Origin of the sequence: Krasilnikovia sp. M28-CT-15, from assembly GCF_047159595.1 — a bacterium.
Lineage (GTDB): Bacteria > Actinomycetota > Actinomycetes > Mycobacteriales > Micromonosporaceae > Actinoplanes.
In genome coordinates this window covers 2,754,050-2,766,383 of the sequence record NZ_BAAGAK010000001.1, presented here as the reverse complement: position 1 = coordinate 2,766,383, position 12,334 = coordinate 2,754,050, and the positions used below count along the sequence as shown (strand labels likewise).

13 protein-coding genes are annotated in these 12,334 nt (G+C 66.6%); 1 reads left to right on the top strand and 12 read right to left on the bottom strand.

What is annotated here, in order from left to right; genetic code table 11:
- Nucleotides 1–5 precede the first annotated feature (5 nt).
- The 10 genes from ACMCNO_RS12970 to ACMCNO_RS12925 form a co-directional block, all read right to left on the bottom strand.
- On the bottom strand, nt 6–842 hold the full coding sequence (locus tag ACMCNO_RS12970) for a PhzF family phenazine biosynthesis protein (RefSeq protein WP_412749664.1): 837 nt from the start codon (nt 840–842) through the stop codon (nt 6–8).
- Nucleotides 839–2,293, bottom strand: a complete 1,455-nt coding sequence (locus tag ACMCNO_RS12965; RefSeq protein ID WP_412749663.1) for an FAD-binding oxidoreductase — start codon at nt 2,291–2,293, stop codon at nt 839–841. The genes ACMCNO_RS12970 and ACMCNO_RS12965 overlap by 4 nt, the downstream gene beginning before the upstream one ends.
- 137 nt (nt 2,294–2,430) lie before the next feature.
- The gene (gene fabV / locus ACMCNO_RS12960) at nt 2,431–3,615 is read right to left on the bottom strand and encodes an enoyl-ACP reductase FabV (RefSeq protein ID WP_412749662.1); all 1,185 of its coding nucleotides are present in this window, start codon (nt 3,613–3,615) and stop codon (nt 2,431–2,433) included.
- A gap of 2 nt (nt 3,616–3,617) precedes the next feature.
- Nucleotides 3,618–4,985, bottom strand: coding sequence for a class I adenylate-forming enzyme family protein (locus ACMCNO_RS12955; RefSeq protein ID WP_412749661.1), 1,368 nt, complete (start codon nt 4,983–4,985; stop codon nt 3,618–3,620).
- Nucleotides 4,982–6,109, bottom strand: coding sequence for a 3-dehydroquinate synthase II family protein (locus tag ACMCNO_RS12950; protein ID WP_412749660.1), 1,128 nt, complete (start codon nt 6,107–6,109; stop codon nt 4,982–4,984). Before ACMCNO_RS12950 ends, ACMCNO_RS12955 begins: the two co-directional genes overlap by 4 nt.
- A gap of 2 nt (nt 6,110–6,111) precedes the next feature.
- Nucleotides 6,112–6,990, bottom strand: a complete 879-nt coding sequence (locus ACMCNO_RS12945) for a 2-amino-3,7-dideoxy-D-threo-hept-6-ulosonate synthase (protein ID WP_412749659.1) — start codon at nt 6,988–6,990, stop codon at nt 6,112–6,114.
- 127 nt (nt 6,991–7,117) lie between these two features.
- The gene (locus ACMCNO_RS12940) at nt 7,118–7,828 is read right to left on the bottom strand and encodes a hypothetical protein (protein ID WP_412749658.1); all 711 of its coding nucleotides are present in this window, start codon (nt 7,826–7,828) and stop codon (nt 7,118–7,120) included.
- Nucleotides 7,829–7,830: 2 nt separating this feature from the next.
- A complete protein-coding gene (locus ACMCNO_RS12935; RefSeq protein ID WP_412749657.1) occupies nt 7,831–8,967 on the bottom strand; it encodes a beta-ketoacyl-[acyl-carrier-protein] synthase family protein in 1,137 nt (378 codons plus the stop codon).
- Nucleotides 8,964–9,224 (bottom strand): hypothetical protein, encoded by a 261-nt coding sequence (locus ACMCNO_RS12930; protein ID WP_412749656.1) that lies wholly within the window; start codon nt 9,222–9,224, stop codon nt 8,964–8,966. The genes ACMCNO_RS12935 and ACMCNO_RS12930 overlap by 4 nt, the downstream gene beginning before the upstream one ends.
- Nucleotide 9,225: 1 nt before the next feature.
- A complete protein-coding gene (locus tag ACMCNO_RS12925) occupies nt 9,226–9,480 on the bottom strand; it encodes an acyl carrier protein (RefSeq protein ID WP_412749655.1) in 255 nt (84 codons plus the stop codon).
- Nucleotides 9,481–9,859: 379 nt separating this feature from the next.
- Here ACMCNO_RS12925 and ACMCNO_RS12920 point away from each other — a divergent pair, with 379 nt between their 5' ends.
- Nucleotides 9,860–10,483 (top strand): class II aldolase/adducin family protein, encoded by a 624-nt coding sequence (locus tag ACMCNO_RS12920; RefSeq protein ID WP_412749654.1) that lies wholly within the window; start codon nt 9,860–9,862, stop codon nt 10,481–10,483.
- Between the two features lie 21 nt (nt 10,484–10,504).
- Here ACMCNO_RS12920 and ACMCNO_RS12915 read toward each other — a convergent pair whose 3' ends face one another.
- Nucleotides 10,505–11,161 carry an HAD family hydrolase gene (locus ACMCNO_RS12915; RefSeq protein WP_412749653.1) on the bottom strand — a complete coding sequence of 219 codons (657 nt, stop codon included), beginning with the start codon at nt 11,159–11,161 and terminating at the stop codon, nt 10,505–10,507.
- The gene (locus ACMCNO_RS12910) at nt 11,158–12,330 is read right to left on the bottom strand and encodes a hypothetical protein (RefSeq protein WP_412749652.1); all 1,173 of its coding nucleotides are present in this window, start codon (nt 12,328–12,330) and stop codon (nt 11,158–11,160) included. Before ACMCNO_RS12910 ends, ACMCNO_RS12915 begins: the two co-directional genes overlap by 4 nt.
- Nucleotides 12,331–12,334 lie beyond the last annotated feature (4 nt).

Sequence of the window (12,334 nt, the reverse complement as noted above, 5' to 3'; positions counted from 1 at the left end):
TCGTGTCACCGGATCTCATTCCGCGGGTCGCCACCATCGGCGGGTGGTCGGTCGGACAGGTTACCGTGCACCGTCACGATGGCCTGCCCCCAAAGCGTGACCTGCCCGCGGTCGACTGTCAGCTCGAACTCGCCGCCTCGGGCAGATCTTTGCTGAGCGACGAGCTGGCTCCTGCCTGTCCGCTCGCACCAGTAGGGCGCCAGCATGGCATGCGCTGTTCCGGTGGCCTGGTCCTCGATGCCCTCCCGGGGGACGAACCAGCGGGATACCAGATCGAAACGGCCGGTCCCGGGTGCGGTGACAGCCAGGCCCACGGTGGGCAGACCAGCCAGGGCCCGCAGGTCGGGCTCGATGGAGTCCACGTCGGACTGGCTTGCTACCCGCACCAATGCGTGCCGCTCGGATCGCCGCGTCTCCAGGGGGCTTATCCCCAGCGCCTCGATCGCCCAGCCAGGCAACTCCCACGGCCGGGTCACTTGTGCCGGTACCGTCAGTTCGATGCCGTCACGAGTGCGGCGTGCGGTCAGCAAGCCTAGAGCAGTATCGAACGTGACAGGGCCGCGGTAGCCGCGCTCCTCGATCAGAACCGCGGCCGCGGCCAGCGAACCGTGACCGCACGATGGCAGCTCCCCGGATGGGGCGAACCAACGCAACCGAATGCAGCCGTCCTCTTCGGGAAAGAAGTAGGTGGTCACCGGCAATGCGAGATCGGCGGCCGTCGCCGATAGCCATGAGTCCGGTGCGGGCGCCGACAGCGCCACCACGGCCGCCTGATTGCCGCCGCCCCGGTGGCTGGTGAACGCATCGACGAGCCAGGTCTCGGGACCGTTAGCGGTGGTCATGATGCAACCTCCTGCAGCGGGGGCACATTCTGGTTGTGGTGGAAGAAGTTTCCCGGATCGAGCAGGGTCTTGAGTTCCTGGAGCCGGCGGTACTTGCCGCCGCGGTACGCCGCCTGCACGCCCGTTCGGTCAGCCGCGTCACTGAGGAAGTTGACGTATGTTCCACCATTGCTGAACGGCTGCATTGCGGCACCGAACTCCTTGGCCCACGCGACGTCTGCAGACCCGTCTTCGGTGGGCTCCCATGTGGCGTCGATCTGCAGGTTGTACAGGGCGTCCCGATGTCCGAACGCGGTGGCATCCTCGCTGCGGCGAGACGCCGCCCCACCGCAGGTATGCAGGACCACCCGAGAGCGCGGAGATTGCGGCTGTCGAGCATGCTGGACCAGCGTATCGATCGCCTCGTCGCTCAGTTCAGCGAGGAAGTGCGACTTGGAATAGTGTGCCAGGCCGAATCGGGCCCCAGCGTCCAACATCGTCTGAAGCTCTCGGTACGCCATTGGCCCGAACTGCGCAAATACCGGCTGGTGGGCACGCGTGATGCTGTCCACCGCGCTCCGCCCGTCGTCGATCGGTCCGGAATGACAGAACCCGATGCGCAGAACTCGAGCGGTACGCAGATCGGCCGGCAGCCCTGCGACCGGGGGTGCGTTGCCGATTCCTATCACCAGACAGAACTCGTCCGCGGCGTCATGCATGAGGTCACGGCAGTGCCTGAGTACCTCCGACGCACGCTCCAACTCGTACAGTAGGAATCCGGCGTAGACGCCATTTACGGGATGCAGCTGGAAGACGAACGAGGTGACGATGCCAAAGTTGCCACCGCCTCCCCGCGCCCCCCAGAACAGCTCGCCGTTCTCGTCCGAATCGGCGCGGATCACCTCACCCGTGGCGGTCACCATCTCGATGCTCAAGAGGTTGTCGCAGCTCCAGCCGTGCCTTCGGGACAGCCAACCGAATCCGCCGCCGAGCGTGAGGCCGGCAATGCCGGTCGTCGAAACCACTCCCCCGGGGGTTGCGAGCCCGACCGACTGGCTCGCCGAGTCCAGCTCGCCCCAGGTGAGACCGGGGCTCGCCGTTGCCTGGCGACCAATCGGGTCGACGCGGACGTGCTTCAGGAGAGACATATCGATCATCATGCCGCCGTCGCAGAGCGCCGTACCCGCGATGTTGTGCCCGCCCCCACGGACCGAAACCTCAAGGCCGTATTGCCCGGCCACGCGTACCGCCTCCACCACGTCCGCCACCTGGGTACAGCGGGCGATCACACCGGGATGACGGTTGATGTCGGCGTTCCAGATCTCCCGGGCGATCTCGTACGTGGGATCGCCGGGTAGCAGGACGGGACCACGGAAATTCTCCACGAGTGCCGCCGCAGCGGCGTTCGCCGACGAGCTGCTTCCGGTCATAGGGCGGGGGACCGACCGCCGGAGCGGCGACTGCCGTTCCATCAGAACTCCGTTCCTCGTTGCCGTCCATACACGGCCATGATCGTCTAGGGAAGCTACCAGCTGTATTGCCCACTCTGCACCGAACGGCCGGCGCGGCCGGGAACCCCGTCCTATGACAGCCCGCACCGTCGGGCCAATCACATGAGGACGGTCGGCGACGTCCTGACGAGTTCCACCGGGGCGGCGTAGTCGACCCCCGGTACGTCAAATCCGTACACACCGTGCAGTTCGCGTTCGAAGAGGTCGAGATCACCCAGCTCGGGGAGACTGTCGGTCGCGACTCGGTCCCAGCGTCGCCACACTTCATTCTGGACGTCGTCACGCATTTCCAGGTCATCCAGGCGCCACCGCCGCTTGTCGTCCATGGCGGACGGCGACGATGCAGTCGCCAGCAACCGCTGACCCTGGTCGAGGGTGTCCTCGCCGAGGCCGAGTTCGGCGGACACACGCAGAAGCAACATCGTGTATAGGGCGCTCATCGGTATGACGAGGCTGGACTGTGTAACCATGGCCCGCATGACCGCGACGCGAGCCGACCCGAGACATCGTCGGGCCAGCAGGTCGTCCAGCCGGGCGGCGGTGGTCTCGAGGTGGTCTTTCGCGGCGCCGAGGGTCCCACCTCGGTAGGTCGGTGCCAGCCGTGGAGGACCGACGTAGGACAAGGCAACCGTGCCGGCGCCTTTGGCCAACAGGCCCCTCGCGAGCAGAGCTTCGATCCACCAGCTCCAGTCCTCGCCGCCCATGACGGCAATGGTGTCGGCGGTTTCGGTATCCGTCGCAGCCTCAACGGTGATCGGCCGGACTACGCGCTCGTACAGGTCGAACGCCTTGTCCCGGAACGGTCGTCCGGTGGTTTTGAGGACGGACCGGAGGATCAGGCCGGTGCGGGGATGGCGCCGCCGGGGTGCGGCCAGCGCATAGATGACCTGGTCGAGCTCACCGACCGTCGCTGCGACGACGTCACACGTTCGTGCCTTGACCTCGTCGGCGAAAGCGTCGCCCACGACGGTCCGGGACAACAGCCCCTCGCGGGCGGCGAGCTGCTCGAAGGCGACGGTGCGGTACCAGCCGGCCGTTCCGGGCCGCTCGGCGAGCCCTGGCCGTTCCAGGCACACTCCGATGCTCCGGGCGTCGTTGCCGAAGGCGGCAGCGATACGCGCCGCCAGCCCTAGCCCCCCGGAGGCGCCGATGATCAGGATGCGTCGTGGCCCGCCTACCGGCGGGAAGGCGTTCATCCGGTTCACCCACGCCCGGACCTGGGCCGAACACCCCTCCGGATGAGCGGTGGCGCAGAGCGGCCCGCGGAACGCCGGCTTGACCACGATCACGGGGCGACGTCCCGATTGCGCGCGTCCAGGAGGTGCGGTCGACGCAGGAGCTTGCCCGTGACCGTGCGAGGCAGCGACGGACCGACCACGATGGTCCGGGGCCGTTTGTAATCAGCCAGGTGCTGCGCGCACCAGGCATACAGAGACTCTGCGGTGACCCCGGAGTGACTCCCGACATGTGCCTCGATGCTGTCGCCGTGGGGAAGGACCAAAATCTCGTCGACTCCAGGCGCCCGGCGCAGCACCGCTTCCACCTCGGACAGCTCCACCTTCAATCCGCCGATCACTATCAGTGAGTCCGTCCGCCCGTGAATCTGCAGCACGGCGTCGCTCAGCGTTCCGCGGTCGCCGGTATGCAACCGTCCGTCACGTACACGCTCGGAACCGACCGAGGTCAGATAGGGCGACTCGGGCACCGGAACGACTACCTCCCCCTCGACGATCTGCACCTCCTGCCCGTCGACCACTCGGCCCACCGCCGGCGACTCGGCACCGGTGACGTCCATGGCGACGACGCCGACCTCGGTCAGCCCGTACGACTGCCCTGGGACAAGGCCGTGCTGGCTGCTGAATCGTTCATACGTGCCGGCCGACATCACCTCGCCACCGGAAACGCACGCCCGCACCTCGCCCAGACTGCCTGCCGGAAGGCGCGCCATGAGGTCGAATTGGGCGGGGACGCCACTGACCAGGGTGGGTTTGAACTCGGCGAGCGCGACTTTCAGGTCCCGGGGCAGGGACGTTGCGGCGAACGCCAGGGTCGCCCCGACGGACAGACCGTGCAGGACCGCGCCGATCAGTCCGAAACTGTGCACTAACGAGTTCAGTACCAGGAGGACGTCGCCCTTCCCGACCCAGCCCGGCACGGCGGCAAAGCGGGCGAGCTCCGCCTCCAACGCCGTGCTGTGGCGCCCAATCACCTTCGGGTCACCGGTGGACCCGGAGGAGAACTGGACAATCGCGTGTGGCGTGGACGGCGCGGGTTGTTCCGCAGTGAGGAGCCGAGCCTCCCGCACCGCCTGGAACCCCGTGACAGCCGCCCTGCCATCGGTGGTGACGGTGACCGCCGGCCGCAGGTCATGCAGGTATCTGCGGCGTTCGTCGAGTGTGAGGCGGTGATCCAGCAACTGCGCCTGGCAACCGAGGCGGAGCACAGCCAGCAGGAGGCTCAGATAGGTAACGCTGGGCGGCACCTGGATCGCGACCGCGTCCCTCTCGCCGACCTTCGTCTCACGCAGACGCTTCTCCCAGTCCCGCACGGACCTGCGTAACGCCTGATAGGTAAGGGCACCGCCCGGGAAGAGTACCGCCGGGGTGGCGTCGGACGGACTATCGATCAGACCGTCGCTCCAGTGATTCGTCATTGCTCGCGGCAGAATTCGTCGACCGGGTACCCGACGTGGCGGCGGTCGTCGGCCACATAACCGAGCAGTTCCGTCCCGGGTGCTAGCTCCGTCACGTTCAATACCCTGCCACCCGGGCCGAGCACACGGACGTGCCAGTCGTCCTGAAGGGTCAGGCACACTTGCTGCCCCTCCGGCGCCTGCGCAGTGATCATCAACAGTGGGCGGCGTTCCAGCTTCGCCCGGCCGACCACCATTTTCCGGGTGGTACCGTCGGCACGGGCGGCCAGCACCGACATTCCGGAACGGAGTTCCGAGAGGTAGTTCGTCCGGTTATCGTCCTGCAGGACGTACGAGTGCAGGGCTCCGGCGTTGACGCGGAACGGCCGCGTCGGCATGTACGGCAGTGGATGGGTTTCGCTGCAACACAGGATAAACCCGTGGGCGAAAGACCCGATCAGGATGCCCTCGTCCTCCTCGAAGTGGCTGCAGGTATCAATGCAGACGCGGTCGCCGAGACCGACGTGGCTGATGCTTTCCACGCGCAGCGTCACGAGCTTCAGCGCAGGTGACGACTCCGTGGCGACTTCTTGCAGGTCCATCACCTCGGCAGGAGCAATCGGTGCGAGAAGCAAGCCCTCGGACCCCTTCTCCAGGACGCCAAGGACGATCTCCGCTTCAGTCCGGTCCGCGACGACGCACACGAGCTCGCCTGATGCCTTGTCCGCCGCGGCGATCACGATCTCGAGCGGAATCTTGGTGGGGTCGGTGAACTCGACCACCGTTCGCGGCATCCTTGCGGCGCTGGCACAGGCCAACTCCAGACTGGCCTGGTCGTGCACCTTGATGTAAAGGGTGAGCGGCTGTTCCAGGCGCTCGGCGTCGGCGAGGTCGGTGTAGGTAGACACCGGTAGCATGAGCATGTCCGCGTGGTAGCTGGCCGGGTCGGCCAGTGCTACGCGGTCCATCGACCAGGCCATCGTCTCGGGTCCCGCGTAGACCCGGGTTACTGTCGGGGGCAGGTCCGCCAGCTGTGCCGGGTCCTCGCTGACGAGGGCGGTGACGCGTACATGTAGGGCCGCCTGACGCACGGCGTCCACGGCTTCGGTGGGCACGCGGCGAAGGTCGATCCAGGTGCTTCTCATTCTTACTCTCCTGAGGTGCGGGCCGCAGGTATCCGGCCCTCGCCGGCCGAGGGGTGCAGTACGTCGACGAGCGTGCGCACCACGCTCGCCGGTTCTGGGTGGGTCCATACCCGCCTGCCGATCGCGAGGCCGGACGCGCCGGACGCGACGACCTCCTCGGCGAGCCGTGCCAGGCTGCTGTCGTCGTGTTCCGATCGCGGTCCGCCAGAGAACACGAGGCTCGCCGGACATGCCTCGGCGATCTCACTCATCCGGCTGATCGGTCGGGGTGTCGACGTCTTGACGATATTCGCGCCGAGATCAACCGCCACATTCGTGATGTGTCGCAGCACCGCCGGATCGTACGGATCGGCGATACCTTCGCCGCGCGCGTAGACCATGGCCAGCAGCGGCATTCCGTAGCGTTCGCAGGCTGAGGCGATCACACCGAAGTCCGTCAGCTGCGCAGCCTCGGTCGGGGTGCCGAAGTTGACGTGGATGCTCACTGCATCGGCGCCGAGACGCACGGCGTCCTCCACCGTCCCCACCAGTACCTTCTCATTGACGTCCGGTGCGTAGCTGGTGCTTGCTGACAGGTGGACGACCAGTGAACACGAGCCGAGAGGCACGTCGGCGATGACGGCGGCGCGACCCTTGTGAACGACAATGGCGTCCGCGCCGGCGGCGGCTACATCGGCGACGATGCTCCGAAACGCCTCGACGGAGGCGATCGGGCCGTCCGAAACCGAGTGGTCCATCGGTACGAACAGGTAGCGGCCGTCCCCTGGACCGAGCCGACCAAGCCGCCGGCGTTTGCCCGGGTTCACCGACGCCTGCGTCGGCCACGGAACCTGACGCCCTTGTTCCCAAGGGACGATGTTCGGCATCGTTTGCAGACTCATGATTACACCCCGATGTGGACTCGTTGGGAACTGGCTTCTCTGCAGTCAGGAGCCGCTGCAGCCCATCCCGCGACCGCAGGGCGGGAATCGGCGGGCTTCCCGGCCCCACACCCTCGCGTTGTGCTGGTCACCTGGATCTCCGCAGAGCGAGCCGCAGGAACTCCAACATCGGACGGGGCAGATGCGCGGCCGTGAGCCCGCCGGTCCCGCCCGGCGGATCCACCGAGACCGGCTCATCGCCCGCGGTCGTCAACGCTGCGATACAGCACTCCCAAGGCGCCGCCAACTCCTCGCCGCCATCCTCTGCGAGCATTTCCAGGGTGGCCTGAGGGCGCGGCCCAGTGCCGAGGTCGATGTAGACCATCTGCAGGTGTCGAAGGTGTCCGTCGAGGAAAAGCAGCTCGGCCGTCTCCATGGCGTCCTGGTACAGGTTCGCTCCGCCGGACACGCAGACCAACGGGCCGGTAATGCCGAACTGTCGGCTGACGTGCCCGAGCACGGACGTCGGTACCGACTGGTAGAACAGCAACGGCTGCGGGCGCCGACTGGCACCCACGGCCGCGCTGGCCTTGTCGGCCGTCGTGGTGTCGCCCAGTATCGTCGCCAACACGACTGCCGTATTCTCCCCGTCAAAGTCGGGCGGCGCTGCGGTGAGGCATGTTGTCAGCGCGTGGTCGACCAAGGAGATGAAGCGCGACTCGATGAAGCCTCGAGTCATCGGCAGCTCAAGCGGGCTGTGCCCGTCGGACGGTGCGGGACACCCTGCATCGAGCCACTCTGGCAACTGTTCCAGAGTGTGTCCCCAAGGGCCGATGGCCGCGGTGGTCTGGACGTTCATCCTCATGACGGCCTGCGGAGGACCAGAGCCGCGTTGGCGCCGCCGAACGCGGCGGACAAGCTGACCACCTGCCGGACGGCGATCTGCCGAGGAGCGTTGGGAACGCAGTCGACGGCGCAGTCCGGGTCGACCTCCGTGAATCCCGCTGTCGGAGGCAGCAGTCCGTGGGTCAGCGCCAGAACCGATATCACTGCCTCCAGCGCTCCGGAGCCTTCCAGAGCGTGCCCGGTTGTCGATTTGGTCGAGCTGACGGGAGGTGGCTGCGCACCGAAGACGTGCCGGATCGCCCGGCTCTCGGCTGGGTCGTTCGCAGGTGTACCGGTTCCGTGGGCGTTGACATAGTCGATATCCGCCGCAGCAGCGCCAGCCCGCTCCAGCGCCCGGGAAATGGCGAGAGCCATTCCCCGGCCGTCAGGGTGGGGTCGACAGACGTGGTAAGCATCCGATGCCAACCCCCAACCGGAGATGACGGCCAACGGACGCGCACCACGGTCAAGCACCTGGTGCAGCGGCTCCAGGATGAGCACGGCCAGTCCGTCACCTAACAGCAGCCCGGAGCGGTCTCGGCTGAAGGGCCGAACTACCGAGGCGGTGGTCAACGCATGCCCGGAGTCGAACTTGGCGAAGAACTCCTCATCGACGAGGTAGCCGCCGCCGGCGAAGACGACCTGCTCACGCCCGTACGCGATGAGCTGTGCGGCCTGGATGATGGCGGTCGTGGCTGCGATGCAGCCGTTGACGAAGGCGCGACGCCGGCCCGGGCCCAGTGCCAGTGCCGCGGCGAGACCGGCCGGATGGTGTCCGGCGGTCGCCGCCGGAAGCCCCCGCAGCTCCCCGGTTCGCCAGTAGGAGGTCAGGCCGCTCCAGTCACCTTGCGTGCCGAGGAGTACACCTGCCCGGCCGGGGAGGGAGAGCTCTGCCATGGCCACGGCGTCCTGCGCGGCGTCAGCGAATGCCTGAGCCATCGTCGGAGCGTCTGTCGCCTGCGCCGCATGATGCGACCGAAACCGGGTTACATCGAACCTGTCTACAGTGCGGAAGTTGGCCTTGCCCTGAAACACGTGATCAAGTAGCGGGCCGGGTCCTCGGCCGAACGCACTCCAGACTCCGAAACCAGAGATCGCGACGTCGGTCGTCATGCGTCGACCACGCCTTCGCGATCGGCCGTCACGTTGACGTGGCCAAGTAGACGACGGAGGGTAGTGGGCTCACGAAGCTGTGAGTCGTCGAGGTCGACCGTGATGCCGTGCTTGTCCTCAAGCAGGTGGACCAGCCAGGTCAGCCCCAGTGAATCGAGAACGAAGGGCTGGTCGGGATCCGAGGCTGGGACGGTGTCGAGGACCGGGGCCTCGGCCAGCAACTCGGCGAGCGCGCGGAGGGTGAGGGGAGAGTTCACTTCAAACCTTCTCGCCGGTCCTGCGGTCGAGATAGTCGGCGAGTTCCTGGAGTGTCATCTGCGGCACCAGCTGGTAATCGCTGTCCGGGATCCTCACGCTCAGCATTTCCTCGCAGTGCATGATCAGCTCCGTAATGCTGAGCGACTCCAAGTCCAGGCCCTCGGGGCCGAGGGAGAGGCCGGAGGTGATGTCGTCGACCGACACGTTCATCTTGTCGCGGAGAATATGTACGAGGCTTTCCTGTGTGGATGGCATGTGCTCTCCCCTGTGCTGGCCAAGACTACATCGGGCTGCCGCGGGCCACGGCCCCGGATTCTGCGAGTTCGGCGCACCTCCGGTGCGCCTCGCCCGACACGACTCCTCAGCCCGTAGGGCGACACCGCCCCACTGTCGGCCCTCATGATCCATGTTTACAACGTTGTCCACCATAGCCAAGATCGGCTGGATGGGCAGGCCGTTGCGAGGGTCCCCGCGACTCTCGCGGAGCCGAGTGCCCTGCGGGCCTGCTGCCTGCACCACCCGCAGTATGATGATCGATGCAGCGCAGAGCGGGTTCCGTGATCCTTCTGCCTCTGCCGCGGCACCGTCTTAAGTAGCTCTTGTGGCCGCTGTTCATGGAGGAGGCATCAATCTTGTGACAATCGTCGACCTGCGCTCCGCCCGCGACGAGCTTGTCGCGGCAGCCGCCGCCGTCACGACGGCCGACATTCTGTCGTTGAGCGGTCACGGCAATGTGAGTCTGCGCCTCACTGGTCGTAACGAGATTCTCTACACGGCGTCTCCGAGCCTGCGAGGCTTCCAGGCGGCGCAGATCGTCCGGATCAGGCTCGACGGTGAGGTACTCGAAGGGAATCTGCCGCCTCTGTCCGCTGCTGCAGTACAGATGCACCTCGCGGTGTACGCCGAGCAGGACGACGCCAACTGCGTCATACACACCCACTCACCCGCCGCCACGACGTACGCGGTGGCTGGCCACCCGATCCTCCCCTGGGCCGAGCCACTGGTGATATTCGGGTTGGATGCGGGCGTGCCTGTCGTCCCGTATGCACGGCGAGGAACCCCAGATGCGGCGGCGAACATCCGATCGGCCATCACGCCCGACACCCATGCACTCCTGCTAGAGAACCACGGCGTGTTGGTCTTCCACCGCTCAGTCGCAGAGGCGGTCCGGACCGGCGTACTTATCGAGGAAGCAGCTCGGCTCGGGATCGGCGCGACCGTCCTCGGCGGCGCCAGGGTGATCCCCACCGACCATTGAGCCACCTGGCCAGGCCGGTGTTTACCACGGCCCGGTGCGGTTCATCTCGTCGAGCGCACCGGGCAGGTCGTCCAGACCGACGATCCGCCACCGGGTGGCGCGATCGCTCGGCTTGCCGAGGCGCAGGTGCGCGATCGGCCCGCGTTGCAGATAGAGGAACGGGACACCGGCCTGACGTGCGGCTAGGCCCGCGGTGTCGAGGCGGTGGCTGACATAGACCATGTCGCCCGTCGCGGTTTCGAGCCGCTGCACAAGTGAGCCGAAGAACGCTGCCTCGGAGTTTCGCGCGCTGAGATCGCCGTGTGACAGCACGGCCGTGACGGGCAGCGCCAGCCCAGCGAGACAGAGACGCTCCTGCGGCGTCATATTGCCTGCTATGTAGAGCCGATAGCCGGCCGAAGCCAGATGGTCCATGGTCGGCGCGACGTCGTGGTGCAGCGTCGTCCGGTCAAGCGGAACGCTGTCCCCGAGGGTCCGGCGCCGCTCAATTTCCTCGTCGATGTCAAATGTCGGATCGAAGAGGCGGAACACCTCCTTGAACGGACGGCCCCGCTCCAGCAAACCGCCGAGTGTGGCCATGAGCGTGAACGGTGGCACCCCCAGCCAGGATGCCCAGGTCGACCATTGTGTCGTCTCGTCGACGAGCGTCTCGCCGAAGTCGAAGACCACGGTGCTCACGCGGCGCATTGCGGCGCCCTCCCGTGCGCTGGTCCACCCGCCGCGTCCCGCGCTTCCATGCCTCTGAGGATCGCGTTCGTCAGCAACGGCCGCATCGCGGTTTCCAGGTGGTTCAACTGCCGCACGGACAACACCCGACGGAAGGGACCGGCTGCCATGGTGCCGAGCGCGGAAAGCTGGATCGCCGACAGATGGTCTGGATCGAAAGCGCGCAGGTCCTGCCCTTCATCGAGTACCCATCCCGTTACGAAGGCGGAGATGACGCTCTCCTTCAGAGAGTCGTACCCGAGTGGTTCGTCGTCGAGTTGAAGACCGGCAATCCGGATCGACTCTCGGAACAACTCGTCGAGGTCGGTCAATGACCAGCCACGTTCGGCCAGCCAGGCGAAGGCCGGAACGGTCTGCCAGCCTTGGTCGGCGTCCGGCGAGAAACAGACGTTCGCGACGAGATCGTGGGGAGAGTGATAGGGGAGGTACTGGGGAAGCTGGCGGATCTGCGGGGGCCACGGGTCGGGCAATGCCGCCGAACCCGGGTAGCAAGCCGTACGTCGAGGGCCGCGGACCTTGCCATTGGGCAGCAGGCTCGCCTGCAACGGATCGTCGTGCTGGACCAGATTGGGCACGCAGACCTGGGGCTGCCGACCATGGTCGCGCAGATAGTGGAGCAGTAGGAAAGCGTCCCGCTTCTCGCCCTCGGCAAGACGGAGGGCGAGAAAGCGCGCGAATTCCACCGCGGACTCCGCCGGCATCAGCACCGCGGGCGCGGGCAGGAAGGCGTCGGCGACTGTCGCCCAACCGTAGCCACCGAGGGCAGCTATCCGTATCATCTGGGCGGTCTTCGAACCCCACTCGGAGAATAGGGAGAAGACCCGGTCTGGGTCGGAGCCGATGGCGCGCGACAGACGGACGGCGAAGTCCAAGCAGGGGATGACGTCGTCCTGGAGCACCAAGTGATGGGTCGCATCGTCCACCACTGAACTCCAGGCGCGCAGGGCAGTGGCCAAAGCGCCGTCCGGTGACGGCTGAGCGGAGTCGTCCATGACAACCTGGAAGTCCAGGGTTGGGCAGGAACGTTGCAGGCGCTCCACCAGGCGAGCACGAGTCGGGTGGCTCATGATCACGGCGGACAGCCGGTAACCGCCCTCGAGTTCGGATGGCGCTCCACCCATAGTG

Excerpts from the sequence above, each read along its gene's own strand:
- ACMCNO_RS12970 (WP_412749664.1), bottom strand. The coding sequence starts at position 842 with ATGACCACCGCTAACGGTCCCGAGACCTGGCTCGTCGATGCGTTCACC.
- ACMCNO_RS12965 (WP_412749663.1), bottom strand. The coding sequence starts at position 2,293 with ATGGAACGGCAGTCGCCGCTCCGGCGGTCGGTCCCCCGCCCTATGACC.
- ACMCNO_RS12955 (WP_412749661.1), bottom strand. The coding sequence starts at position 4,985 with ATGACGAATCACTGGAGCGACGGTCTGATCGATAGTCCGTCCGACGCC.
- ACMCNO_RS12950 (WP_412749660.1), bottom strand. The coding sequence starts at position 6,109 with ATGAGAAGCACCTGGATCGACCTTCGCCGCGTGCCCACCGAAGCCGTG.
- ACMCNO_RS12945 (WP_412749659.1), bottom strand. The coding sequence starts at position 6,990 with ATGAGTCTGCAAACGATGCCGAACATCGTCCCTTGGGAACAAGGGCGT.
- ACMCNO_RS12940 (WP_412749658.1), bottom strand. The coding sequence starts at position 7,828 with ATGAACGTCCAGACCACCGCGGCCATCGGCCCTTGGGGACACACTCTG.
- ACMCNO_RS12935 (WP_412749657.1), bottom strand. The coding sequence starts at position 8,967 with ATGACGACCGACGTCGCGATCTCTGGTTTCGGAGTCTGGAGTGCGTTC.
- ACMCNO_RS12925 (WP_412749655.1), bottom strand. The coding sequence starts at position 9,480 with ATGCCATCCACACAGGAAAGCCTCGTACATATTCTCCGCGACAAGATG.
- ACMCNO_RS12910 (WP_412749652.1), bottom strand. The coding sequence starts at position 12,330 with ATGGGTGGAGCGCCATCCGAACTCGAGGGCGGTTACCGGCTGTCCGCC.